The sequence below is a fragment of the Nostoc sp. genome, assembly GCF_036917975.1.
Classification (GTDB): Bacteria; Cyanobacteriota; Cyanobacteriia; order Cyanobacteriales; family Nostocaceae; genus Nostoc.
In genome coordinates, this window is the sequence record NZ_JBALEJ010000031.1 from 42,520 (window position 1) to 68,006 (window position 25,487).

Annotated in this window: 20 protein-coding genes; 8 read left to right on the plus strand and 12 right to left on the minus strand. The window is 42.8% G+C overall.

Annotated elements, in window-relative coordinates:
* Positions 1 to 261: 261 nt before the first annotated feature.
* Positions 262 to 2,457 (minus strand): type I DNA topoisomerase, encoded by a 2,196-nt coding sequence (gene topA, locus V7K76_RS14450; RefSeq protein WP_334775336.1) that lies wholly within the window; start codon positions 2,455 to 2,457, stop codon positions 262 to 264.
* A gap of 913 nt (positions 2,458 to 3,370) precedes the next feature.
* Here topA and V7K76_RS14455 point away from each other — a divergent pair.
* Positions 3,371 to 4,399 (plus strand): tetratricopeptide repeat protein, encoded by a 1,029-nt coding sequence (locus tag V7K76_RS14455; protein ID WP_442936265.1) that lies wholly within the window; start codon positions 3,371 to 3,373, stop codon positions 4,397 to 4,399.
* A 109-nt stretch (positions 4,400 to 4,508) separates the two neighbouring features.
* Here V7K76_RS14455 and V7K76_RS14460 read toward each other — a convergent pair whose 3' ends face one another.
* Positions 4,509 to 5,195 carry a phosphoribosyltransferase gene (locus V7K76_RS14460; RefSeq protein WP_334775335.1) on the minus strand — a complete coding sequence of 229 codons (687 nt, stop codon included), beginning with the start codon at positions 5,193 to 5,195 and terminating at the stop codon, positions 4,509 to 4,511.
* Positions 5,196 to 5,385: 190 nt separating this feature from the next.
* Here V7K76_RS14460 and V7K76_RS14465 point away from each other — a divergent pair, with 190 nt between their 5' ends.
* From V7K76_RS14465 to V7K76_RS14480, 4 genes are all read left to right on the plus strand, one after another.
* Positions 5,386 to 6,066, plus strand: coding sequence for a uracil-DNA glycosylase (locus V7K76_RS14465; protein WP_334775334.1), 681 nt, complete (start codon positions 5,386 to 5,388; stop codon positions 6,064 to 6,066).
* Between the two features lie 74 nt (positions 6,067 to 6,140).
* Positions 6,141 to 6,662, plus strand: a complete 522-nt coding sequence (locus V7K76_RS14470; RefSeq protein ID WP_334775333.1) for a GNAT family N-acetyltransferase — start codon at positions 6,141 to 6,143, stop codon at positions 6,660 to 6,662.
* Between the two features lie 245 nt (positions 6,663 to 6,907).
* Positions 6,908 to 7,144, plus strand: coding sequence for a CopG family ribbon-helix-helix protein (locus V7K76_RS14475; protein ID WP_334697558.1), 237 nt, complete (start codon positions 6,908 to 6,910; stop codon positions 7,142 to 7,144).
* Entirely contained in the window at positions 7,144 to 7,482 is a 339-nt protein-coding gene (locus V7K76_RS14480; RefSeq protein WP_334775332.1) for a type II toxin-antitoxin system PemK/MazF family toxin, read from the plus strand. Before V7K76_RS14475 ends, V7K76_RS14480 begins: the two co-directional genes overlap by 1 nt.
* A 129-nt stretch (positions 7,483 to 7,611) precedes the next feature.
* Here V7K76_RS14480 and V7K76_RS14485 read toward each other — a convergent pair whose 3' ends face one another.
* The 3 genes from V7K76_RS14485 to hetZ all read right to left on the minus strand — a co-directional run bounded on the left by V7K76_RS14485 (position 7,612) and on the right by hetZ (position 12,630).
* Positions 7,612 to 9,930, minus strand: a complete 2,319-nt coding sequence (locus V7K76_RS14485; protein WP_334775331.1) for a transglutaminase TgpA family protein — start codon at positions 9,928 to 9,930, stop codon at positions 7,612 to 7,614.
* Between the two features lie 524 nt (positions 9,931 to 10,454).
* Positions 10,455 to 11,432, minus strand: a complete 978-nt coding sequence (locus tag V7K76_RS14490; RefSeq protein ID WP_334775330.1) for a PatU — start codon at positions 11,430 to 11,432, stop codon at positions 10,455 to 10,457.
* Entirely contained in the window at positions 11,425 to 12,630 is a 1,206-nt protein-coding gene (hetZ, locus tag V7K76_RS14495) for a heterocyst differentiation protein HetZ (protein WP_179065873.1), read from the minus strand. The genes V7K76_RS14490 and hetZ overlap by 8 nt, the downstream gene beginning before the upstream one ends.
* Before the next feature lie 205 nt (positions 12,631 to 12,835).
* On the opposite strand from hetZ, the gene V7K76_RS14500 reads away from it, so the two are divergent.
* Positions 12,836 to 13,309, plus strand: a complete 474-nt coding sequence (locus V7K76_RS14500) for a hypothetical protein (RefSeq protein WP_179065874.1) — start codon at positions 12,836 to 12,838, stop codon at positions 13,307 to 13,309.
* Between the two features lie 506 nt (positions 13,310 to 13,815).
* Here the strand turns inward: V7K76_RS14500 and sds are convergent.
* Positions 13,816 to 14,790, minus strand: coding sequence for a solanesyl diphosphate synthase (gene sds / locus V7K76_RS14505; RefSeq protein ID WP_334775329.1), 975 nt, complete (start codon positions 14,788 to 14,790; stop codon positions 13,816 to 13,818).
* Between the two features lie 966 nt (positions 14,791 to 15,756).
* Between sds and V7K76_RS14510 the strand changes: the two genes are divergently transcribed.
* On the plus strand, positions 15,757 to 15,909 hold the full coding sequence (locus tag V7K76_RS14510; protein ID WP_334775370.1) for a hypothetical protein: 153 nt from the start codon (positions 15,757 to 15,759) through the stop codon (positions 15,907 to 15,909).
* A gap of 288 nt (positions 15,910 to 16,197) precedes the next feature.
* On the opposite strand, the gene murI is transcribed toward V7K76_RS14510, so the two are convergent.
* The 5 genes from murI to V7K76_RS14535 all read right to left on the minus strand — a co-directional run bounded on the left by murI (position 16,198) and on the right by V7K76_RS14535 (position 23,927).
* Entirely contained in the window at positions 16,198 to 17,064 is an 867-nt protein-coding gene (gene murI, locus V7K76_RS14515) for a glutamate racemase (protein ID WP_334775328.1), read from the minus strand.
* A 129-nt stretch (positions 17,065 to 17,193) separates the two neighbouring features.
* Positions 17,194 to 19,098: an N-acetylmuramoyl-L-alanine amidase gene (locus V7K76_RS14520; RefSeq protein WP_334775327.1), complete on the minus strand. Its 1,905-nt coding sequence runs from the start codon at positions 19,096 to 19,098 to the stop codon at positions 17,194 to 17,196.
* A 441-nt stretch (positions 19,099 to 19,539) separates the two neighbouring features.
* Entirely contained in the window at positions 19,540 to 21,414 is a 1,875-nt protein-coding gene (locus tag V7K76_RS14525; protein ID WP_334775368.1) for an N-acetylmuramoyl-L-alanine amidase, read from the minus strand.
* Positions 21,415 to 22,126: 712 nt separating this feature from the next.
* Entirely contained in the window at positions 22,127 to 23,605 is a 1,479-nt protein-coding gene (locus V7K76_RS14530; RefSeq protein WP_334775326.1) for a cation:proton antiporter, read from the minus strand.
* 145 nt (positions 23,606 to 23,750) lie between these two features.
* Positions 23,751 to 23,927, minus strand: coding sequence for a hypothetical protein (locus V7K76_RS14535; protein ID WP_334775325.1), 177 nt, complete (start codon positions 23,925 to 23,927; stop codon positions 23,751 to 23,753).
* A gap of 62 nt (positions 23,928 to 23,989) precedes the next feature.
* Between V7K76_RS14535 and V7K76_RS14540 the strand changes: the two genes are divergently transcribed.
* A complete protein-coding gene (locus V7K76_RS14540; protein ID WP_334775324.1) occupies positions 23,990 to 24,730 on the plus strand; it encodes an SIMPL domain-containing protein in 741 nt (246 codons plus the stop codon).
* Positions 24,731 to 24,810: 80 nt separating this feature from the next.
* Here the strand turns inward: V7K76_RS14540 and V7K76_RS14545 are convergent, their stop codons facing one another.
* On the minus strand, positions 24,811 to 25,176 hold the full coding sequence (locus V7K76_RS14545) for a single-stranded DNA-binding protein (RefSeq protein WP_334775323.1): 366 nt from the start codon (positions 25,174 to 25,176) through the stop codon (positions 24,811 to 24,813).
* Positions 25,177 to 25,487 lie beyond the last annotated feature (311 nt).

Sequence of the window (25,487 nt, forward strand, 5' to 3'; positions counted from 1 at the left end):
TTTTTATCCTTCAATTTATAGCTATTTTAAAATACGGGAGGGGCACAGCATTGCTGTGCCCTTACGACAGATGTGGTTCAAATACATGAAAACTGCTGTAAGATTAAGCGATGTCTATGACGGGCTACGCCTACGCAAATACTTATGGCGGAAACGGTATCAATTCTCGCTAATTACTGCTGTAAGTCAAGCTGGTAGAAAGAACAGGAAGTGTGATCGTCAACTTTGATTGGAATTTAATAGCACAACAAACATATCATATCACTCATTTTCATGCTTCGTATGAGAACTCTTAACCCCTAACTCCCCAAATTTAGGACTCCACCACCCTTTTTGAGTACTGAAATAAGCTACATCTTTATGTTTAGTTTCTTTACGCGATCGCAGATCGCTACATCGCAACATTGTCTTACTCTGTCCCTCTTTGATGTAACTGTACTCCTCTAGAGGTTTTTTGCATACTGGGCAGGGATATTTCGTAATCTTGACAGAAGGCTTTTGTTGATTTTCAGGCTGGGCGCCTTTAGTTTGTGGTGGCTGCCAAGTTTTGTTAAAGTCGCTCCAAAATAGCACGACATTTTCACAGCCTTTTGTACATTTGAGGAAATATTTCTTTTTGACCTTACTACTCGGAATTTTGGCGAGAAAATTTTTGCATTCAGGGCATCGCGTTTTGGAAGTTTCGTATTTGCGCTCAGTTATCACATTAGCTTTACCTATTGAGGAACTTGGAACTATAGTTTTAGCTTTGGAAAGTGCTGGTATGAAGTAATTTTGATTCCAACTAGTTAAATAATGCTGCCAAGAGTTTTTTCCTTCGGAAATTGCATCAAGGGCATCCTCCATTTTTGCTGTGAATTCTGCCTCTAGTAAATCAGGCAGTGCTTTGAGCAAAAACGCATCAACTTCTAACCCTAACGCTGTCGGTTGCAGATGGTCTTTTTTCAACTCGACATAATTTCGTTTTTTTAAGGTAGCAACAGTAGGAGCATAAGTACTTGGGCGACCAATTCCTTTACGTTCCATCAGTTGCACTAGTTTTGGTTCAGTATAACGGGGTGGTGGTTGAGTCTGCTTCTTTTCATGTCCAGCATTCTCCAGTTTCAATGCTTGTCCCTGTTGTAATGAAGGTAAAACACTATCCTTGCTGAGATTGTTCCAGTATCGAGCATAACCGTAAAATTCGATCACTTGCCCTCTGGCTGACCACAGTAGAGAACCAGACTGAGTAATCACCAAAGTTTTACGCAACTGGGCAGCACGACACTGAGAAGCAATTGACCGTTTCCAGATCATCACATACAGATTAAACTCATCATCAGGAAGTTCTAAACGCAACTGAACTGAGGGACGAAATACATCCGTTGGACGAATGGCTTCATGTGCTTCTTGAGCCGATTTGCTACTGCGATGCTTGGCGACTTGCGACGGTACATTCTGCGGGTCGTTTTGCTCTAACCATTTACGGGCGCTAGCACAAAATTCTGGACTCAGCATCACTGAATCTGTTCGCATATATGTAATTAGCCCTGCCTCATAGAGCTTTTGGGCCACAATCATGGTTTTGTCGGGAGCAAACCTCAGCTTTGAACCGGCTGCTTGCTGAAGGCTGGAGGTTGTAAATGCTGGAGGCGGCTGGCGGTTAACGATTTTTCCTTCAAAATGAATCACCTGATGAGGGTGTTGCTGTGCTTCTTCAACTAAACGTGTCGCCTCTGCTTCGGAAAGAACGCGCTTAGACTCCGGTGTTTCTGGACTATTACCTACCTTTGCGTCATCATTAGTTTCAGTTTCTTGGTCTGGCGCATCTTTCGCAGAATCGACCGTCCCTTTGTAAAAAGCCCGAAATCCTTCCGCATAATCTACCCAGACACTCCAGTAATCTTGGGGGACAAAAGCCAGAATTTCGTTTTCTCGCTGACAAATTAGGTGTAACGTGGCGCTTTGGACTCTACCAACACTCTTGGCGCCGTTATTCAATGCCCAAACTAAAGGGCTACCTTTATAACCTACCAACTTATCTAAGCAATCTCGGCACAGCCCAGCACCGATTAAGTTTTGGTCTAGCTTTCTGGGATTTGCGATCGCACTCTGTACCGCCGATGCTGTAATCTCAGTATAAATTACTCGTTTCGGTTCCCTTAGACCAAGGGTTTCTTTGAGATGCCAAGCGATTGTCTCGCCTTCTCGGTCTGGGTCAGTTGCTAAGACAACTTCATCAACTTGCCTCACCGCAGACTTGAGCTTTTGGATTGTTTCTTTCGCTCGTTGGTCACGCGGAATATAATTGCACCGAACATTACTGCCGTCCATGACAAAGCCCAAGGAATCGTCCCCTTCATTGCTGAGTTCTCGAATGTGACCACAACTAGCGAGAACTTTCCAATCTGAACCCAGAATTTGACTGAGTTTTTTGACTTTTCCGGGAGACTCTACCACAAGCAAGCGTTTGATCATAATTTAGGAGACAGGAGGTATACACGCATTCAAGTGTGGGATTGAAGCGAGAATGCAGCCAATGCTGTCTTACTCTCGATACAATTATAGGACTAGCCTTTTCAAGGTGACTCGTAAAATCTCTGTTTTTCTCTCTGCGATCTCTGTGCCTCTGTGGTTTAAAAGTAATTTATTTAACCACAGAGACGCAGAGAACACAGAGTTAAGAGATTAAAGAGGAATTTTTTGAGCAAAATTTTTACTTACCTTGAAAGGGCTGAATTATAGGACTTATGTACTGTACAAAATAATTATGTTGTGTATCAACGTAAATACGTCGTTTCCGGTTTTTATGAATCATTCTTTGATTGTTGTAGAGCCAGACGGTAGAGAGATTGTTATGGGTAGAGCGAATGGAAGTAAGTGCCCAAGCACTACCAATTAGACATCTCCGAAAAAGAATTATTTTGACGTAGCAGTGCTACGTCTCTACAAGGGTTCTGGGTAACACATCTTTAATTTCTGGAGATGTCTATTGAATTATTTGCACAAATTTTTGAGCAAGTAATACAAACAATCACTATGCTAGGAAAAATTTTAATGGAGGTGCGAGAGATCCTGCACCATACATACAGTGCAGATGTTGATAATAGAACTTCTAAATAATATTGTTGCGATGAATGGTTGCCCCAATGTAGTAAAGCAGCCTGATGAAAGATGCATCTTGGTTTTGGGAACACTAGATTTAGTACCAGACTTGCCTCAAGACGAAGGAATACAGATCGAAAAATATATAGGACTCGTATTGATGTTTGAAAAAACCAGTACATATCTATTCCTTTCTTTCCTGTTCCCTTCCTACGCAAGCAAGTTCTCCGAATCAAATCAGATTGCTATATTTCCCCTGCAACTACCCATAACATACCTAAAACCAGTGAAGCGTAATACAATTACCCATGAATTTGACTCTGGTTCACAAGCAGAAATACTACCTCCACAGGAAAGTGACGACCATTCATCGGAAGGTTCCAAGCTATTACGGCAAGGAATTCAACAACAGCAAGCTGGTGAATTAATAACGGCGATGAAGTCTTTACAACAATCCTTGGCACTGTTTCAGGCAGCTGGGGATTTGCAAAAACAGGCACAGGCACTTTCTTTTTTAGGATTGGTAACTTACAGCGCTGGAGACTACAAAGGTGCTATTTCCTACTCCCAACAGTGTTTGTCTTTGCTTAATAACACCTCAGATTTAACATTGCAAATGCAAGCACTTTCCCATTTAGGTAATGCCTACCGTCACCTGAACGATCATCAAAAGGCAATTGAGTTTCTAGAAAAGTGTTTGAAAATAACGCAACAACTGCAAGATAAACGTAGTCAAGTGGCAGCACTGAATAATTTGGGATTGGTGTATAAAGCTTTAAGTAACTTTACACAGGCCATTGATTATCAGCAACAAAGCCTAGAGATTGTGCGGGAACTCAAAGATAACTGGGGTGAGGAACAAGTACTCAAAAATTTGGGTAATGCTTGGTATGCTTTGAACAATTACCCAAAAGCGATCGCCTATTATGAACAGTGTGTAGTACTATCACGCTCTTTAAAAAATGTTCGCAGTGCTTCTCAGGTGCTAAAAAATCTAGGTAATGCTTGTTATGCTTTAGGTGATTATCCCAAAGCTATTAAATATTATGAAGATCGGTTGCAATTAGCCAAAGAAATTCAAGATAAACGTAGCGAGGAACAATCTTTAAGCAGTTTAGGAGTTACTTGTGAAGCTTTGGGTGACTATAACAAAGCAATTACATATTATGAAGAACGTTTGCTGTTAGCTAGAAATATCAAAGATCGCCGCAGTGAAGAACAAGCCCTTGCCAGTTTAAAAGTTGCCTGCTATGCCTTAGGTGATTATGCCAAAGCTATGCAATATCAGCAGGGAACATCTTCAAATAATTCATAATTCGTAATGACGCTCGTTCCTCTCTACGAGACGCTGCGCGTAGCTTGCTTCCACGGAGTGGTACGCTAACGTAATTCGTAATGGGAATTTAGAAAGAGCCACAAAACGATCAATTCTCTCCCATTGTCTTTTGTTGCTGGAGATATGCAAGAACTTCTAATGTATCCACTTGGGGAAATTCGACGTAAAAATTACTCACACTCCAAAAGGGTTCCGGTGTTTCCAAGATGATTGTGCGATCGCCCCACTGTTCTAACCAGGGTAGCAATTTTTGTGGCGCGACTGGAGTACACAGCCAAACTGCTGCTGGAGAAAGCGCTTTCAGGGCAGTTGCCGCTACCGCTATTGTCATACCTGTAGCAATGCCATCATCAACTAAGATCAACGTGGCATCCCGTGCATTGAACTGCGGACAAGCAGGAATTAATTGAGCTTCAAGAGACTTAGCTTGGTTTATCGCTTTATTTAAAGCCATTTCCCGCCATCGCCCATCATGTTTAAGGCCAAGTAGCTTTTGATCGGCCCAAAGAACATTTCCCGAAGTAGTCACTGCACCAATTGCTAACTCTGGATTTTCTGGATGGCTAATCTTTTTCGCCACAACAATCGTCAATGGACAATCCAAAAGACGTGCTATTGGTGCTGCTACTGGTATACCCCCTCTTGGCAAAGCATAAACAATTGGTACGGGCTTTACCCCAGAATCAATAGTTTGCTGAGTCAAAACATCATGAATCACTTGCGCCAAGAACTCACCCGCATGGGTGCGATCGGCGAACAATGGGGTCTGTGACATAGTTTCCCCCAGCATCTTAGGACGGCACTGCTTTTATCATGACTGAATTTTGTCTGAAATTAACTGATACAATAAGATTTATATAAAACTAAGTATTCATCAAAAATCTATTTATCTTGATAAATTTCCAGCCAAAACGGTATTTAACTCAGACATAACAACTGGCGCTGATGCCAAAATCCTGATTTTCATGAGCAGCGAAACCCAACTCAGCCTCTTTGACGACTCAACTTTTAACCAACGAGAACTGATTCCAACAGACGCGAAAATTCCCATCACTCCCGGAACTTATGCCAGCATCACAGAGTTGACACAGCATTGCGATCGCTGTCACCGTTGTCCATTAGGAGACACTCGAATTCATACTGTTGTCGGACGTGGCAATCTCAAAGCACCAATTATGGTTATCGGGGAAGCGCCAGGTCAAAATGAAGATGAAACCGGCTTACCATTTGTAGGCAGATCGGGGCAGTTGTTAGAAAAAATTCTGGCATCTGTGAATCTAACTACTGAGGATGATGTATACATTGCCAATATCAACAAATGTCGCCCACCAGATAATAGAGTTCCCACTCCTGTAGAAGTGGCGGCTTGTCTACCCTACTTACTAGAACAAATTCGCTTAGTTGACCCCAAAATAATCTTGTTAACAGGTGCAACTGCTGTTAAAGGCATCACTGGTGATAAGCGGGGGATTACAAAAATTCGCGGACAATGGCTGGAGTGGGAAGGGCGTTTATGTATGCCAATTTTTCATCCTTCCTACTTACTGCGTAACCCTTCTAAGGAACAAGGTGCGCCAAAATGGTTGATGTGGCAGGATATTCAGGCAGTACGTGCCAAGTTAGACGAAATTAAAAATAACAGCTAATGTGGTGAACTCACTCCAAATATCTAGTTATGCCTTAAAGTCGTCGAAAGAATAGTGTTTTAGCTTCATCGATCATGTATGTGGAAGTTTTATCAGCTTCAATAGACGAAAAACCACTCATCCAGCAGATGATGGAGCTTTACCAATATGACTTTTCAGAGTTTGAAAACAAGGATCTTAATGAGCATGGTTACTTTGGCTATCCATACCTAGATTACTACTGGGTTGAGAGCGAGAGTGCTTCGCACACGCTTTGCGATCGCTACCCCTTTATTGTGCGGGTTGGGGGAAAGCTTGCCGGATTCGTTTTGGTGAATCAGTACACTTACATTCCAGGTAGTCAGTATTCAATCGCAGAGTTCTTTATCTTACGAAAGTACAGACAACAAGGAATTGGTAAAAATGTCGCCTTTCAAACCTTTAATCGATTCTGCGGGAAATGGGAAATCCATCAGATAGCCACAAATGTAGTTGCTCGAAAATTCTGGCGTCGTGTGATTACAGAGTACACAGCCGGAAAATTTACAGAAATGGTAATGGAGGTTGACGATTGGCAAGGAACGGTGCAGTGCTTCGACAATACTGATAGCGTATAGTACTTGATGACAAAATTTCGGCAGTGCGCCGCCAATACCTTGGCTCAAAGATTCTTCTTTAGTTTTAAAGATGCGGTCATTTTCTATAGGACAGCATTCTGAGAAGACTCTAAAGAACTAATCCATGTACTCCTGGCCCTAATTCAGGATTTTAAATAAAGAAAAATAGACTTATTGCACGAATATTTGAAAATTGGTATAACCAGGGTATAACCAGAAGCGTAGTGACTAAAAGGAGCGTAGTAATGAAAACTGCAATTTCGCTTCCAGATTCAATTTTTGAAGAGGCAGAAGCACTCGCTAGAGAGTTAGGCGTATCTCGTAGTGAACTTTACACAAAAGCTTTGAAAGCATATTTGCGGAAACACAACCGCAATCAGATGTTGAACCAACTGAATATAGTTTATTCTGAAGAGTCCTCTGAACTAGATCCAGTATTAGCAAAGCTACAATTCATGTCCTTGTCCCGTGAGGATTGGTAGTGTATCGCGGAGAAATTTGGTGGGCAAATTTGCCTGAACCACTCGGTTCAGAACCAGGGTATCGTCGCCCTATTGTGATTGTTCAAGATGATATTTTTACTCAAAGTCGTATCAGCACCGTAATCGTCGTCATTATTACCTCTAACACTCAGCTAGCAGAAGCACCAGGCAATGTTTTATTACCGCGTGAAGCTACAGGTTTACCCAGAGATTCTGTAGCTAATGTGTCCCAAATTTTTACTGTTGACAAAAGGTTTTTAGTAGAGCGCGTTGGCTCACTACCAGAGCATCTACAAGAAGAAATAGACGAAGGGCTGCGAACAATTTTGTACCTCTAAGTGAGGTCATAAGGATTAACCTCTCAAAAATCAATTCTCTTATCTCTGTGTTCTCTGTGCCTCTGCGGTTCAATAAATTACTTATTAACCACTCCAAACGCAGAGGAAGCAGATAGAGAAAGAAATATTTTACAAGTCCTTAGCAGTCTTAGCAGCTTTTTTCAAACCTTGCCATCTCTCTCGCAATCGCTGCAAGTTAGGAGTATGACCACCATAACGCCAACTAACATAGGCTTGGCTAATCTCATCTATGACCTCAGCAGTTGCTAAAGCATGATGCTGGTATGATCCTCTGGCATACTCTAAAGGTGTTTGTGCTGGATGTTTGCCTAAACCTTTTTGAGTTGTCCATTGCAGCATTTGTTGATAAAGGCTTTCCATTGCTGGCAATTTCTTTAACCATCGACGGTTGCGCCACTCTCGCCACTGACCCCAACCCAGCCAAGCAAAGAAAGCTGCTGTAGTTGCCAAGATTAAACCAGTCAATACACCAAACCAACCTTGAGAGAATAAAGCGATAAACCAAGCGATCGCTCTAATCACCCAACTCAATATTGCCCCAAATACATTATTCAACAAACCTGTCACCGGAGAAGGCAACCAGCCAGCAACCCAGTTCCACAACTGACGCAACACACTAAAAGTCTGAGTATCTTCAATTGAAGGTGGTATCAGAGGATGATTGGGAATAGGGTCAAAGGCAAACCAACCATATTTCGGAAAATATACTTCCGTCATCGCATAAGCGTCAGTATTACGGACAACATACAGCCCTGTAAATGGATTAAATTCTCCCGCACTAAACCCTGCTACTAACCGTGCTGGGATGCCAATGGAACGCAACATCACCGTCAGAACTGTTGAAAAGTGGTCTGGATAGCCCCCCTTTTGCTTAAACAAAAAAGTTTCTACTAAGTCTTCTTTTTCACTCAAATAAGGCAGTTCTAAGGGATTTTGGGGAACAGAGTAGCGTTGCTTTAAATATTGAGCTAAGTACAAAGCCTTTTCATAAGGTGAATCGAGTCTTTTTGCAGACTTCGTGACTCCTTCCCGATTGTAATTAGCGAGAATTTCTTCGGTGCGCTGCCGGACTTTTTCGGCAATTTCGGGAGGAATTTGCAGATAATGCTTTTTAATCTGTTGTGGATATTCAGTAGAAGCTTCACCTAATTTAGTGCGATCGCGGTATGGTACTTCAGAAACTACTGTGTAGGTGAGTCCTTCTGATAATTCTACAGGCGATCGCAATCCGTCTTCCTTATCAACAGCGATCAGTGGTGTGGGAAAGTAAACTTCCTTGGGATAAGCCATCGCTGGAATCAGGTTAGGCAAATCTGACACCACTGTATAAGTTTGTACTACCTCTTGGGTTTTAACAGTAATCACAGGTGGGTAAAGAAAAATTTGGTAAGACCAGGGCGATCGCCTAACAGTCATAACATCTTCATTACGGGAAACTTCCCATCCCTTACCTGTATAGCGGTCAAATCCTAATACTCGCCAAAAACCCTCAGCTTGCGATCGCACCCGCATTACAACCTTGGGTTTCATTTCACCCCGCAGGTTTTGGTTAATTTGGCTATTAAAACCGTAATAAAAGTTATTATCTACCTTACCTGGTTCACCAGTTTTATTTTGTCCCGTACCACCGCTACCACTGCCTTGATTCTCACCTTTACCTTGGTGGACATAACCGGGATTAATGATACTACGTCCTGTGAAATTACCTTTGACTTGAATACCAGAACTGACCGGAAAATTCCGTAATTGATAGCCGGGAAATCTAGGTAAAACAGCAAAAATTGCCAGCCCCAGACCGACAATTAGTAAAAAAGTTAGAATTAAAAATTTAAAATTAATAGTTGCGGAATTCTTCTGATTTAATTTTTCATTTTTTATTTTTAATGGCTGCAAACCTAAGCGTGAGCGGTAATCTAATACTAAAGTTGGTAGAGCGATCGCTAAAAATAACAGCAGCACAGGTGCAAATGCTAAAGTCTGACTTAGGGTTCCTGCCACACCCAATAAAATCAGTCCGATCACAATCGAATAGCCCAAATTTTTGCGGCGGGGTGTATCAAAGCTGTGTAACACCTGGAGTTGAATCAATAACTCTGCCAAACCCAACCGCGTATCATTTAACTCTCCCACTAATTGCCCAAAGAAAGCACCCAATGCTACTAACATCCCAATGGCGATGCCGAATTGAACTGCGACATTGCGATCGCGGCGACGATAGTAACTCCAAATTGCACCCACCAAACTTAGGGGTAATGCCCAAAAACTGAATGAAGTTTCAGCAGCAATATCCGTCGCCACAATTCCCAAAATAACCAACGCTAGCACCAGCACCCGCAAAGAAATAGAATCTTCCACTTCTATCAAAGGCGAACCCTGCGGATTTTGCCGCCAGAAATTACCTACAGGGATACGCCAAAACCGATTCATCCTGGATAAGTTAAACATTTGAGTCTAGTAGAAGCAATGATGTAGATGCAAAAAACACAATGCGGGGGACGTAATTGCCTACCCTACTACTGTGTCGAAAAATTTTGGATTTTGGATTGCCGATAGCGGAGCGTAAAGCCTTCGGCATGGCTTCGCTTAGAGCGAGTCCGCGTTCGCGCAGCGTCTCGTAGAGAGCGTCCTTTGGATTGACCCCGATTTGGCTCAAGGATTTTAAATCTAAAATCTAAAACCTAAAATTGCCACTGTTAAAAAAATGATAGATAGGGGGAAGAGATGGAGAGAAACGAGAAATGGGTGACGCGGTGAATTGAGAAATAATCAAATACTTTCTCAATATTCCGATGTCCCCATATCCCCGTGTCTCTGTGTCTTTGTAATAACTGCTTCTCGTAGACACCCTAATGACCGTTTGTTGAAAAATAGGATGAACTTCAAAACCAGGAAAATCCTCTTAATATATATCGGCGTTGATTGACGTAGTGTGCTAGCGGTGGAAATTTAAACTAAATCGTGGGATTAATCACAAACAACAACGACTGTTCGTCTATTTCTGGAAACTCAACTTCCAGAGTATAAATTGGGTTAAGTTGCTCGCAGCCTAACTCTACATTTAAGTATCCCGAAGTCGAAGATGTTGTCATTGCTAAAGTGCCACTTCCCCGCAGCGTTAAAGTTCCTTTCACAGGTAACTCAGCTTGAACAAGTAACTTCGTAAGTTTACCTAGAGACTGGTACTCTACTCTGATATTCAAAGCACCAACACTGGTTAGCCATTGTCTTTCTACCACAGGACTAGTTGCTGAAAGTGGTAGAGTCAAATTTTCCAACAGTTGTTTAGCTGCTAGCAACGACAAAGCCATTTGTTGACGCGGTTGTAAATCTGAGTAATCGCTCTGAATTGCAGGCATTGTCTCCAGAGTACTTACAGAACGATAGGTGCTTCTTAGCACCAATCCAGCGATGTCATTTAATGCTTGAGATTCATTGGGAAAAAAGTTCTCCACCACTTGAACTAATTTTGCCCCCAACGGCACAGAAGATGTCACCAAAGCCTGACACTGTTCTAGCAATTGCTGGAAAACTCTTTCCGGTAAGCGAGTTGGCAAGGTCAACTTAGACTGTTGTACCATCCATCCCCAGCTAGGAACGAGTGTCATTGACGGCTCATCAACAAAATCAGGATAGTCGATTAATTGTGTTTCCCAAGGAAACAACGGTGGGTGGTCTTGGGCTTGGATTTGTAACCGACGCTTAAGGACAGCTTGAAAACGATCTTGCACAGTAGGAATTTCTCCCAATTGAAAGGCCTGGGGTGTTCCTCCCAATTTTGGCTCACTGCTTTTTGAAGCAGTAGCTTCATTGAGGAGTTTTTTTACCCCGTCATTTTCCTCACATTCTACTGATCGCTCATGATTTTTGACATCATCTGTCAATAACCAATCGAGATACTGGTGTTGTAAGGATTCTGAGTCACTATTCATGAGTAGATGCACCTGATCCGGAAACTAATGAGTTACGAATTTCCCAAGCTTGCTCAAGCAGCTTAAACCATCTTTTTTGCAGTTGTGCCATTGACAGCCCTAAAGTTTTTGCTATTTTTTCATCAGCTTGTCCTTGTTGCTTCAACTCTAATAAAGACCGTTGCTTATTGTCCAGCTGTGCTGTGTAGACTTGCCATTGCTGGGGAGTTAAGCCCAAATTAGTATGGAGAGAAGCTTCCAGCCATTCGTGAACTAATTCCCAACGGTGCAACAGAGCAAACCGAATCAAATGATACTTAAAGCGCTGTTGCAAATAATCTCTCTGACGAGGGGTTAAACCTAAAACTGACTCAATTTCTTGTGCTGATAAATCCTGGAGGCGGAGAGAAAAGTAATCAGCGCAGTCAGATTGTTGTCGTTGTTCGAGATAATTCATTAATTCCGTAACCACAACCGAGCGCAAGGTGTCTTCTTCAGGTTCGGGTTCGGCTTGGGTTGCCATTGTGGAGCGTAATTGATGTACTGCTGGTTCTTCCCAAGAACCATCACCTTCATTATTGCTACCCTCTGAGGCTTGTTCTATATCTACGCTGGTTTCTGGGGGCTGCTGTTGAGAAAAAGTTTGTGCCCGCAGAATAATTAGCTGCTGCTGACGGCCTGGTAAGGGAATGCGTCGCTTGCCGTAGCGCTCGGTAAATGCCATATACTCGGACAATTCCAAGAGCGTCTGAGGGCGATAAGTAGCACCGAGTTGATTTTCTCGCCGGAAAGCGTTCAACGCTTCTAGATAAAAACTTTGGAGAAAATCTTCAATGATCGTCAGCCGCCCTTGATAGCTCAATTGCCTCTGAGGTGGATTAATATATCGATAAACAATTGCACTCAGAGTACTGTGTAATTCGACCCTGCCCCGATTTGAACCCAACTGATAGTACCTGAGACACTGTTGCAGCCGATGCCGAGCCAGGGTCAGCGCCGAGCTTTCTACAGTTCCAGAAGCTTGAATACGTTTACTTTCATGACAAATCCGGTAGACTTCGGTGGTAATACGTCTTGCTACGTCGTGGCAATTTTGTTCCGAAGCTTTGGTTGACTGCTGAAACTCCTTGGACAGGAGTTGAAAGATCACCTCCACGCCTGTAGAATTTTCTCCCAGAATAGTTGCAGATGGAATAGTTGCGGTTGCGGCTGAATTCATAGTCTCGGTTTTCAAAAGACCCTAACTTAGTTAAATACAACCTGTACGACTGTGGGTATTGGCTTTTTTGGTTTTACGTATAAGCTAAACGCAGACCAATCCTACTATTGAGGATGTGGCTGATTTTATTATTCCCAATTCTGATGGGATTGTTCACACTTGATAGATGTTATTGCCGTTACCCAGGAGCCGTATACAAGTCATTATGGATTTAGAAGCACAAATTCAATTGCTGATTGACAATGCACCCGACGATGGTGTGACACCACATCTTGTTGCAGCAATTGCTCCTGCCCTTAGAGCGATCGCTCAAAAATTACGCTACTCCCAGTATTATGTTCTCCAAAATTCGGAGTCAAGCTGGGTTGTAACTACGTTGAGCAATCGTGCTAATCCAGGATTGGAAAAGCGCGTTCTTTACGCTTTCCCTACCATACAGGATGTCTCTCTAATTTCCCCTGCTGGGCTTGACCCTCAAATGCTAGCTAAAATTACTCCTGTCACCCATATTTTGTTCCAAATGGTGGCATTAGAACCCGTAGATAGCATCGTTTTTTTGGAGACGCCGGGTAAGACCACTCATACCGTTGAAGTTCGGCGAACTGAACTAGAAAAACTCATGCAGCAACACTTACGACAACTGCGATCGCCTAAACAGATACCCCCTGATATTGCATAGAAAAAATTTGGATGTGGAGTTTTTTAGATACAACCCCACATCCAAAATTTTAAATCTCAAATTCTTTAAAAAAAGTTTTCTAAATTAGTGAAAAAAGAAATTTTTTCTTTCCCTTAGACCATGCGACTTGCTCTACTTTCGGTGAAACCTAAAATTTGTTAAAAAACAGTTATCAGTGAACATTTTTTAGTTTTAATTTCGCAGTGAACCAGAGTTTTACACTTAAGAACTTCCAAATAAAAAACTCTACTTTCTACCTGGTAAATAGGTGGGCTGAATTAAATATCAAACTGCTTTAGTGTGTTAAAGCGTGATTGAGGCACAACATTTCAGGTTTTTGGTGTGTTACGAAACCATAACACACCAAAAACCTATAGGACTTACGCACGAGTTACGGAATAAAGAACCGCAGAGGCACAGAGACACAGAGAAATCAGAGGTTGAGAGATATTTTGCGTAAGTCTTATCCTAAATCCATACTTTCTACCTGAGAACTGAGAACTAATTTAATAGAGGCGACTCAGTGTGTACTCAGCTATGTTAATCAATGCCTCGTGAGATTCTGAGGGTGGGAGAACTGCAAGATGTTCAATTGCCAACTTAGCATGGTGAGCAGCCAACTCTCGCGCCTGCTGTATACCTTCACTATCTTGAATCAATTCTAATGCTTGCTCTAAATCTCCTTCTTGGGCAAACTCTCGTTTAATCAGCACTTCCAAAGATGGTTTTTGGGCTAAAGCAAATAAAACGGGTGCAGTCAGATTACCGCTTTTGAGATCCGATCCCACTGGTTTACCCAAGGTATCTGTTGTACTGGTGAAATCTAGAATGTCATCAACAATTTGAAATGCTATACCAAAATGGCGACCATAGCTATACAGATGCTCAACAGTTTCTCGTGAGACTTCACTGAGTAACCCAGCAGCTTTAGAACTGTTGGCGATTAACGAAGCTGTTTTGTAATAACTCTTCTCAATGTAAGTTTCAATAGAGATACCAGTATCAAAACGATTTAGTCCCTGCTGAATCTCCCCGGTAGCCAGATCCATAATGACTTCTGAGAGTAATTTCACCACCTCTAAATTATCCAAGTTTGCTAAATACCAGGACGATTGGGCAAAGAGAAAATCTCCTGCTAAGATGGCAATGCGGTTACTTTCAAAGAAACTATGAACAGTAGGAACGCCTCGCCGCACATCTGATTCATCTACCACATCATCATGTACCAAGCTTGCTGTGTGAATCATTTCTGTAATCTCAGCAAGGCGGCGATGACGCGGTGTCATGTCTTGTTCTAACATTGTTGCCCGCGATATTAGCAGGACAATTGCTGGTCTGATACGCTTTCCCCCAGCACCGAATAAATATTCGGCTGCTGCAAACAGAATGGGGTGGCGATTTCCAACTAGCTGCTTTAGGTTATCTGCTAGTAGTCGCAGGTCTGCTTCCACAGGGGTAAACAGGGAGGTGGCTGGGGTCATGGATGGGCGGACTCTGACTTAGGTTACGAAAGTTTACATATCCTATCCTCATTTTAAGATAACCCTGTGCCGACGCAAAGTTTTCATGAGGTAATCCCCTTTTTATGAGTCTATGGGTGATAATTAAGGTTACTAAGTTGTTTGTCAATAAGTAATTATACTTGACTTATGAGAACTCAGACTTTAAACTAACTTAAAACATGAATTCTCAGTAAATGAGGATAAATATGAGATTAAATTGTGTTAAGTAATTTCTCATCTCACTTTTCCCGCCACAGTTAAAAGCATAACTTAAGCAATATTACTTATTGACAAAAAGAATATAACTTAAATTTGTCGCCAATGAGTCAGGCTAAATTTCTCCAGGTTGATGGTGTAGCTCTTCAAAAAATTTGAAATTTAGCAGCCGAATAGGCTCAAAATTCAGGGTCTTTGTGTTACGCTAAAATATAGGAATTTTAAATTTTGTAAGATATTCACACCCGAAAAGTGAGTCAGCGAGTAGTTGATTCTACTGACTTAGTGTTGTGAGTCTAAAATAAATATTCGTCGGTGAGATTAAGGGAATAAATTCTTTAATTTTTCCTACGATACGCAAAACTCCTGGTTTGGAGCTATGTGATATCCCTATGGGAAGCCGCTACACGTCTTCAGCGCACGTTGAGCGCAAGCATTGCTCTTTTCACAGCAGTTTGAGCAAAAATAAAGCAGATCGAGTAGACCGATGAGAATCGTAGTTTTAGATTGCTAAATGGCAAACTAACTACTGTGGGATCTATGGTCTGCAAGAAGTCGCATTATATTATAAATTCTTTGTCCGTAGAGCTATCTCTATAGGCTCATTTTACTATATGAAACTACAGCCATCAAGAATGCACTTGCTTGGTTGAGGTTCTACTAATTTTATGGAATTTTATATTCGTTTAGAAGGGTGCTAGTAGAACAATGATTTACGGAAGTATGCCTATGATGATTTTTATTTTAGCGTCTGGATATTTGTTCACAGTCTACCTGTTATTAGCACTGGCGAAGCGAACAGGTACAAAGACTGTTCCGACAAATTTTCCTTCATCTGGCGAAGGAAAACACAAGCAGGAGATATCAGTTAATAGTCATTAGTCAATGGTCATTTGTCCTTAGTCCTTAGTTATTTGTTTCAATAAATGACTAAGGACTAAGGACTAATTAGGGCTTGCTGAATGAAGGTGTAATGTAGTCCAGATAAGGGGTTCAAGCCTTTTTCCACAAAACAAATGCAAGGCTATAACATCTAGAGTCTCAAAACCCTTGCACAATCGTTAGCGATCGCTGGGTAAATTTGGAAACTGAGCAACGAAACAACCATTTTGTAACCTTTGTGGCTTCTAGATTCGGTTTAGAGACTTATTCAGCAAGCCCTAATTAGTTTTATTGGAGTTGGGAAATAGCGATATCAGTGAAGGAAACCTCTTCAACCATTGGGGTGTAACCTAGCCACTGGACTCCTGACTGAGAAAACTGTTGCGGACAACCGCTAACGGCGAAGCGAGTTGGTAATGGGAGATGAGTACTTCTTAACCCTAACAAGTCTAGCTCTTGGGCACAAGCTGCCACAACATGAACAGCTGGATCAACTAACTGGACTTGAGAGGGGAGGAGCGATCGCAGTATTGGTGTAAGGTGGGGATAATGGGTACAGCCGTGAACTAAGGTATCAATTTCCTGCTCTAATAAAGGCTCTAAGTAAGCTCGTGCTACTTCAGCCGTATATGGGTCGTGAATGCGGTTTTGCTCAATCAGTGGCACAAATTCTGGACACCCAACTTGCCAGACTTGGACATCAGGAGCAATTTCGATTATGGCGTGCTTATAAGCATTACTCTTGGCTGTAGCGGGAGTGGCAATTACACCAATCCGCTTTCCTTGCTGCACGGCAGCTTTTGCACCCGGTAGAATCACTCCCAAAATGGGTATGCTGAATTCTTGGCGCACGGTTTCTAGTGCGAGGGCGGAACTAGTGTTGCAAGCCATAATTACCATTTTTACCTGCTGCTGTTGTAGCCAGGTAATAATTTCACGGGTAAATCGTAAAATTTCTGCTTGTGAACGAATTCCGTAAGGAAGTCTAGCTGTATCCCCAAAATAAATAATTGATTCATTGGGGAGTTGTCGATAGAGTTGTCGCAATACCGTCAGCCCACCAACACCACTGTCAAAGATGCCAATTGGGGCACGTTGGGGTTCTTGAGCAGAAAAATCGTCAAGATTCCCTTCAAAAATGGAAGATGAATACACAGGCAGATATTAATTTAGGTTTTGGGATTTAAAATACAGAATTTAGCAGACAATCTCCAAATTGACTACTAAATTCTGTAGGTCAAAGAAGTTTAAATACCGCCTCTTTAATGAGTAATTTGTACTATATTACCTCTGCTGTAAGTATTTGAGAATGCCACGAGCGATCGCTTCTGCCATCCGATTTTGATATTCTGGTGTTCCTAATCTGGGATTATCCTCGTAACCAGTCATATAGCCTGTTTCCACGAGAATAGCAGGTATGGAGTTTTTTCTGAGGACGTAGAATCTGGCTTTGCGGGTTCCCCGGTCTTTGATAGTACCGATCTCCTGGAGGATGGTTTTACGAACTACTTCAGCCAGACCATAACCACTATCGTAATAATATACTTCTAACCCATTGACATCAGGGCGATTATCAACGGAATTAGCGTGAATGCTGACAAACAAAGTCGCATTAGCTTGCTTGGTAATGTCTACCCGTCCCTGAAGTTCTACGAAAAAGTCGGCATCCCGCGTTAGCACCGCTTGTACACCATTTTGCTCTAAAATTGCTCCTACCCTTTTCCCAATAGGCAGAATTACATTCTTTTCTAAAAGTCCGCCCAAACCAGGGGCACCTGAGTCTTTTCCACCATGTCCAGGGTCAATAACTACTACCAATTTCCCTCTGGGAACGGAGGGGCGTGGCCGTGACTGGGAGATGGGACGAGGATTATCTGTGGGGTTTGGTAATTGACCTTGGTCTGATGGTAGGGGAGGTAAAGTAATGGGTGGTGTGATACTGCTGCTAGCAGAGCGTCGTAATTCTAAAGCTAACAGCTCGTCACCAACTTGGTTGAGTTCGCCAATTTTTACTCCGGCTGCTGGTTGAACCAAGACATTGACAGTATTAGATTCTTGTGGTTGCAGGCGTACCCGCAGGATCGGGCTATTAGGATTAAAAGTAGGGCCTGTGACTTTGGGAGCTAACTTAGCATTGTTGATGGTGATACGGTACAGACCAGAGGATCTATCCCAGCCTCCTGTAGCAGATAAAGCTTGGTCGGCTCTAATCAGTAGTTGTGTGCCATTATTAGCCAGTTGTACAGACTGAATGGTAGCAGTTGAGTTGTTACTAGCTGGTATGGGACGTTGATTGTTACTTCCAGGCAACTGGGCAACGCCACGACTAGGTAGAACCACAAAACCACCAACGCTGCTAGTGGTTGCTCGCCAATTTGGACTATTTTCATCTACCTGTAAAGTCAGGCGAACAACAGATGGGCTGGTTTGCAGTTGGGTGAACTGGATACGGCTGACACCATAGCGATTAATCGACAAATCTCGCTGCTCTAGATTTGGTGATAAAGTTGCGCCAGCAATGTCGATGTTGATTGCTTTTTGATCGTTGCTACGATTTACCTGAATCTGAGGATTGCCACCACTTGTAGCAATGAAAAAACCATCGCCTGTGACTTGTAATTTCTCAATTTGAGTAACCCTGGCAAGAAGGGGTCTGTTGTGAGGTGGATTAACAGAGTCAGTTCTCACCACGTTGTAAATATCCCTTTGGGGGAATGCTGGTGTAGATGTTCTGGGTGAAGTTGCTGTGGCTATAGCTTGTTCTTGCTGCCCCTCAGTGTTTCTTGAGGGTGCATTTTCGGCTTCTGGCGTAGGTAATTGCACTGTCCAGCGATCGCCAGTTGTGGCCAAAAATCGCACTTGTTTAGGGTCTAAAGTATAACCAGGAGTGATTTCAACCACTATGCGCGTTGTTTGTTCGTCAAACTGCCCAACACGTATAGAACGAATTGCACCGCCTACCTGTTGGGTTAGCTGCGGACGGCCAAATGTGGTTCCTGGCAAATCAATTACCAGACGAGTGGGGTTAAAAATTAATTGTGCTTGGGGTTGAACATTCCCGAAAGTATTAATTTCCAGCCTGTTTTGATTGGCATCAAAACGCCAAGATTCGAGTTTCGCGGCCATTGCGGGCGACGATAGCATGAAGATGGTTCCAATAGTACTGGATAGTAACCAGCGTAATTTCACAGTCTTTTCTCCTAATTCACATTTATGGGAGCCGTCAACATCTCAACATATTGGCAAATCCTCACACCGTCACCACGCACACTTGAGTTTTGCGCTGTTATTAAGACACAGCTAATGGCGTAAAGTATATAGCACGCTCCTCTGATTTTGCCATGTCATTAGCCTATATAAGTTTGACTGCCAATTTTAGATTTTAGATTCCCGATTTTAGTTTCCTGCCAGACTAGTGTCCTGCCACGCTAACACCCCTTGTAGATGATACAAATCCAAAATCCAAAATCTAAAATCCAAAATTTGTTGACTGACATGCATTGCATCAGATGACAATAACAAAGAAGCTGCTTGTACCCCGCCGCAAGAATACTTAAATTGTTTTACTACTAAATTGGATAAAAATGGTAAAGATTAGATGTATTTACTCAACAATTTAGACTAAATTACTTATCTTCTCTTGAGATACTGAAGAACGCCACGAGCGATCGCTTCTGCCATTTGATTTTGGTAAGCTGAAGTTCTCAGCCTAGCCATATCCTCTCGACCAGTCATGTAACCCGTTTCCACAAGAATGGAGGGCATAGAACTTTTTCTGAGGACATAAAATCTGGCTCGTCGTACTCCCCTGTCTTTGAGAGTACCAATACTTTGCAGAATACTACTACGGACAACGCGAGCTAGATCCAGTCCATTGTCGTAATAATAAACTTCCAAGCCATTAACATCGGGACGACTCGCACCGGCTGAATTGGCATGTATGCTAACAAACACATCAGCATTCGCACGCTCTGCTAATTGCACCCGTCCTGGAAGGGTAACAAAATAGTCAGAATCCCGCGTCATAATTACTTGTATGCCATGTTGCTGCAAAATCTCAGCAAGTCTTTTACCAATAGGCAAGATCACATCCTTTTCGCGTGCCCCACCAATGCCAAGCGCTCCAGAGTCTTTACCACCATGTCCGGGGTCAATAATGACTACCACTCGCCCATTAGTAACTCGGCGTTGTGGTTGTGTTAGGGGCTGGAGATTGGGATGATTTGGATCTGGGAATGGCCCACGGTTTGGTGGTGGTAGCCCAGGTAAAGCAAAAGGTGGTCTTCCGGGGAGAGCGACAACTCGCCGAGAACCTTGTATTGGTACCAAAAGCTGGTCGTCGATTTGCCTGAGTTGCCCAAGTTGCACTCCACTTGCTGGTTGAACTAAGACAATAACAGTGTTGGGTGCTTGGGGTTGTAGACGTACCCGAAGAATCGGGCTATTAGCAGCAAAAGTAGGGCCTGTGACTCTGGGAGCTAATTTGGCGTTGATAATCGTAACGCGGAATAGACCAGAGGATCTATCCCAGGTTCCTGTTGCCGATAAAGGTTGGTTGCCTCTAATTAGCAGTTGTGTACCACTATCAGCCAGTTGCACAGACTCAATTGTTGCTGGCGAGTTATTGGCAGACGATCTATTAGGAAAGGAAACGGCTTCTGACTGATTGTCGGAATTATTACTTCCAGGCAATGTGACAACGCGATTAGGCAAAATTACCAAACCACCACCGTTACTATTAGTTGCTTGCCAGTCTGGGCTATTTTTATCTACCCGCAAAGTCAGGCGGACACCAGGAGGTTGGGTTTGTAATGAGGTGAATTCGACGCGGCTAATACCATGTTTGTTAACGGGTATATTATGTTGCGCCAGATGTGGTGATAAAGATGCCCCAGAGATATCCACAAAAATAGTAGCGCGATCGCGGCTGCGAATTACTTGAATTCCAGGATTACCACCACTGGTACGAATAAACAACCCATCACCTGTTACTTGTAAATGCTCAATTTGAGTCGCCCCTCGTGTAGTAGTAGCAACCCTTGAAAAACTTGGTTGAGGTTCTGAATCTGGGGTAACTACACTGTAAGCACTTCTGGGAGAAGATGCGACTCTCTCAACTTCTGGTCTAGGTAATTGCACCGTCCAGCGATCGCCAGTTGTACCAACAAATTGTACTCGTTTGGGGTCTAGAGTATAACCAGGAGTCAGTTCGATAACTATGCGTGTTGTATCTATATCAAACTGCCCAACACGGATCGAGCGAATTCCACCGCCCACCTGTTGGGTTAGCTGCGGACGACCAAATGTAGTTCCTGGCAAATCAATTACCAACCGAGTCGGGTTGAAAACTAGCTGTGCCTTGGGTTGAACTGTTCCGACAGTATTAATTTCTAGCCTGTTTTGATTAGCATCAAAGCGCCAAGATTCAAGTCTCGCGGCCATTGCTGGCGACGATAGCATGAAGATAGTTCCAATAGTGCTGGGTAGTAACCAGTGTAATTTCACAGTCATTTCTCCTAATTCACGTTCATGGGAGCCGTCAATATCTCAACTCATTAGTAAATCATCACACCGTCACCACCTAAACTTGACCTCTGATGCCTTTTTTGATTTTTAAGCTGTGATTACAGCATGTTTCAAGTAATTTAACTACACCACTGCCTACTACCCATTCCCCGTCTCAGTGGCGATCTAAATACCTAAAAACTGCTCTGATACACATTTAAATCAGTTATCAGGTTTAATTTAGGGTATAAATCCCCATACGAAACCTTCCACCTGTACAGGTGGGGTACTGACTCCTAACCAAGCTAGAAAACTGATAATTGATAGCTGTTCAATGATAAGTGTTTGTTTTTTGTTGCGATCGATGCACTGAGTAAATAATTCCCATTACTGTCAGATGATCTAGCAAAATTTATGGGTGTTACTCCCCAATTATCTGGAAAATATTCAGATAAAGGCTTACAAGCCGAGGGAAACTAGAAATAACGAACATTTTGAATGCTAGTAGAAATTAGAAACAAACAATTATTCTACAATCACACGCGACGGAGATTTGGGAAGAGAAGTTTCCACTGCACAATGGCGCAGTAGGGAGGCAGGGGGGTAGGGAGCAAGGGAGCAGGGAAGAAGTAACGGAGCAGGGAGCAAGGGAGAAAAGTTTTCCCCTCTGACTCTTTTCAATGCCCAATGCCCCATTCCCAATTCCCAATAATTAACGATCGCTAGAATCTGGAGTTACTTCCAAATTGCCACTGTCATTTGATGCTGATACCCTTGGTTGAAGTGGTTCAATTACCAACGAAGTCCCAGAGGAACCGTCTAAAATTAGTTGCTCTGAGCCTGCCTCCACGGTTTTTGGATCTGGAAATACAAATCGTAACAAGGGAGGAGCTAAAAAGGTTGTCAAGATAACCATCATAATAATTGCTGCCCCTAATGGTTTCGAGAGAGCGCCACTGGCAGCGCCAACACCAGCAAACACTAACCCAACCTCGCCTCTGGGAATCATCCCCACACCGATCGCTAAACGGTTGATTCCTGGTTGACCAAACACGCTTAAACCTGTGATTACTTTACCGAGAATGGCTACTGTAATCAGGAAAGTTGCCATAATTAGACCTTCACGATTGTCGGGAATTGCTGGGTTTAACACTCCCAAATCAGTTTTTGCCCCAACAGTCACAAAGAAAATTGGCACTAACATATCGGCAATGGGACAGACTTGTGTTTGCAGTTCTTTGCGCTTCTCTGTCTCTTCTAAGACTAAACCTGCCGCAAAAGCTCCGAGAATTGCTTCTAAGTGGATGACGGCGGCCAGGTATGCCATAGCAAAGGCGAAGATGAATGCTGGTATCACCAATCCACCACGTGTTTTGAGTTGATCGGCGATCGCTACAAAGGACTTATTGAAAACATTCCCTAGTAGGATTGCTCCCAAAATAAAACCAGTGGCGCTGATAATCAAATAAATCACTTTGCTTACATCCACCACACCATCTTTAGCTAAACTGGCAACTACCGCTAAAACGATGATTCCCAGTACGTCGTCAATTACGGCAGCACCCAAAATAATCTGCCCTTCTTTAGAATTGAGTCGCCCCAGTTCTGACAGCACTTTGGAAGTAATACCAATACTAGTGGCAGTCAAAGCCGCCCCTGCAAAAATTGCGGGTACAGCATCGATACCAAACAAAGTCATCAGTCCCACAGTACCAGCAGCAAAAGGTACTACTACCCCCACTACTGCGACGACACTAGCTTGTATACCAACTGCCATTAAGTCTTTTAAGTTCGACTCCAAGCCGATTTCAAACAGCAGAATGATCACACCCAATTCTGCCAAAGCGGAAACGACCTCGGACTGGGCTGCATACACGGCTGGAGTGGCTTCAGGCGTTAAACCAGCAGTGGTTTGAAGGAAGGACATAATCAAAGAGCTAGAACTGCCTGTACCGCCTTCTGGAAACACCAAAAGGTGGAAAACAGAGATGCCAACTACCACACCGCCGAGAAGTTCGCCTAAAACAGGTGGCAAACCCACTTGGTTTGATAACTCTCCACCAACTTTGCTGGCGAGGTAAACGACTACTAAGCTTAGTAGCACTGCTTCGACTACCATTGAACTGTCTGCGGCTTGTGTTGCGGTAGCCAGCAGAGGAAAAGAGAAGCTGATTGGATCTAACAAATGCATGGGTTCTGTGAAAATCCTTCTCTTTGATTCTGACGCGTTTCTGAAAAACATCCTATGGAAACGCGATTGACAGCTTAAATAAATTAATTTTTCCCCAGTTCGTAGTCAGGACTTCAGTCCTTATTTTTAAGCACTAAAGTGCTTACTACAAACCCTTAAAACTAGCTAGAGATTGTACTAGTGTAATTTTTTTAGTTTCCAAAAATGTAACCATTTCAGCTTTTGACGATCGCAGTGTCAAAGTAAGAACATACAAATCGTATCTAGCGATCGCACTTGAGTTGTGAAAAACTTGTGGTGGCTGTTGACTCTCAACAACCACCCGAAGATTGCTACATACATTTATTCAAAACATCTGTGGATTCTTTGAGGAGTGCAAATATTATGACTAGAGCCGCTTTAACCGGTTCTCGGTTTCCAACTGGAAACTTGTGGAAAATACTGCCTTTAGCAATGCTAGTATGTGCAACTTTTGTACTACCTGCACTCGCACAAGAAAAAGATAAATTGTGGCGAACCCTTAGTGTCAGTGGTCGCGGAGTAGAAACAATTCCGACAACTCTGGCACAAGTTAGTTTAGGAGTAGAGATTCAGGGAAAAACAGCACAGGAAGTGCAGCAAGAAGCCGCCCGGAGGTCATCTGCTGTAGTTGCGTTCTTAAAGAGCAAAAATGTTGAAAAATTACAAACTACTGGTATCCGGCTCAACCCAGTTTACAGCTATACCAATAATGTGCAGCAGATTACAGGCTATGCTGCCAATAACACCGTGAGTTTTAGAATTCCTACCGAACAAGCTGGGACATTATTGGATGATGCAGTGAAAGCGGGTGCAACACAAATTAACGGTATTAGTTTTGTTGCGAATGATGAAGCGATCGCAGCAGCTCAAAAGCAAGCCTTAAAAGAAGCTACTCAAGACGCCCGGCAGCAAGCTGATGCCGTTTTCAGTGCCTTGGGTTTTAAATCCAAAGAAATCGTAAGCATTCAAATTAATAATGCCACTGCGCCACCACCACCCATGTTTTTACGGGCTGAGGCTGCCAAGTCAGCTGATGCTTCCACCCCTGTAATTGGTGGTGAACAACAAGTAGAAGCATCGGTGACGCTGCAAATTAGTTATTAGTTATTAGTCATTTGTCATTAGTCCTTTGTCATTTGTAAAGGCAAAGGACTAATAATCAATGCCCAATGCCCAATGCCCAATTAGAAATGTTCTGGAGACATATTATCTCCCGTTCCTCCGTCTCCATCTTGCCTAGAACCCAATAAGTCCACCTGATCTACTAGAATAACTGGTTTAGAGCGGTTAATTCCTGTTTGGCGATCGCTCCAAGCGTCAAACTTCAACGAACCTTTAACGGCAATTTGTTTACCTTTTTGCACGTAATTCTTGGCAAATTCTGCTGTCTTTCCCCATAGTTCCAACTCGAACCAGTCAGGTTGATCGCTGTTACGCGATCGCCTTTTTACTGCTAGTGTCAATCTACACTTCACACTACCAGACTCAAAATACTTAATCTCCGGGTCGCCGCCTACACGACCAATCAGGTTGACAACATTGATACTCATCACGTTACCTTTTAGTACAAACGTACTTAGCAAATTCTGACTTTCATCATAGCGAATTGTGAAAGACTTGAAAATAATGTGTTAAACAGTTAACAATATAATTGACTTGAAAAATTATACACACTATTTGGAGAAACACATAAAAGTATACGGGTATACTAATCTAATCAGATAATATCAAAAAATACGGGGCTTGAGACATAGTAAATATTCCTGGGAATCATATAAAAATATAGTCTAGTTGACTCAACTCAGGATACGAACTTTATCGAATCCGGCACAATTAACTCTTAACCGTTGTAGTCAAAAAG

Excerpts from the sequence above, each read along its gene's own strand:
- topA (WP_334775336.1), bottom strand. The coding sequence starts at position 2,457 with ATGATCAAACGCTTGCTTGTGGTAGAGTCTCCCGGAAAAGTCAAAAAA.
- V7K76_RS14460 (WP_334775335.1), bottom strand. The coding sequence starts at position 5,195 with ATGTCACAGACCCCATTGTTCGCCGATCGCACCCATGCGGGTGAGTTC.
- V7K76_RS14465 (WP_334775334.1), top strand. The coding sequence starts at position 5,386 with ATGAGCAGCGAAACCCAACTCAGCCTCTTTGACGACTCAACTTTTAAC.
- V7K76_RS14470 (WP_334775333.1), top strand. The coding sequence starts at position 6,141 with ATGTATGTGGAAGTTTTATCAGCTTCAATAGACGAAAAACCACTCATC.
- V7K76_RS14475 (WP_334697558.1), top strand. The coding sequence starts at position 6,908 with ATGAAAACTGCAATTTCGCTTCCAGATTCAATTTTTGAAGAGGCAGAA.
- V7K76_RS14485 (WP_334775331.1), bottom strand. The coding sequence starts at position 9,930 with ATGAATCGGTTTTGGCGTATCCCTGTAGGTAATTTCTGGCGGCAAAAT.
- V7K76_RS14490 (WP_334775330.1), bottom strand. The coding sequence starts at position 11,432 with ATGAATAGTGACTCAGAATCCTTACAACACCAGTATCTCGATTGGTTA.
- hetZ (WP_179065873.1), bottom strand. The coding sequence starts at position 12,630 with ATGAATTCAGCCGCAACCGCAACTATTCCATCTGCAACTATTCTGGGA.
- V7K76_RS14500 (WP_179065874.1), top strand. The coding sequence starts at position 12,836 with ATGGATTTAGAAGCACAAATTCAATTGCTGATTGACAATGCACCCGAC.
- sds (WP_334775329.1), bottom strand. The coding sequence starts at position 14,790 with ATGACCCCAGCCACCTCCCTGTTTACCCCTGTGGAAGCAGACCTGCGA.
- V7K76_RS14510 (WP_334775370.1), top strand. The coding sequence starts at position 15,757 with ATGATGATTTTTATTTTAGCGTCTGGATATTTGTTCACAGTCTACCTG.
- V7K76_RS14530 (WP_334775326.1), bottom strand. The coding sequence starts at position 23,605 with ATGCATTTGTTAGATCCAATCAGCTTCTCTTTTCCTCTGCTGGCTACC.
- V7K76_RS14540 (WP_334775324.1), top strand. The coding sequence starts at position 23,990 with ATGACTAGAGCCGCTTTAACCGGTTCTCGGTTTCCAACTGGAAACTTG.
- V7K76_RS14545 (WP_334775323.1), bottom strand. The coding sequence starts at position 25,176 with ATGAGTATCAATGTTGTCAACCTGATTGGTCGTGTAGGCGGCGACCCG.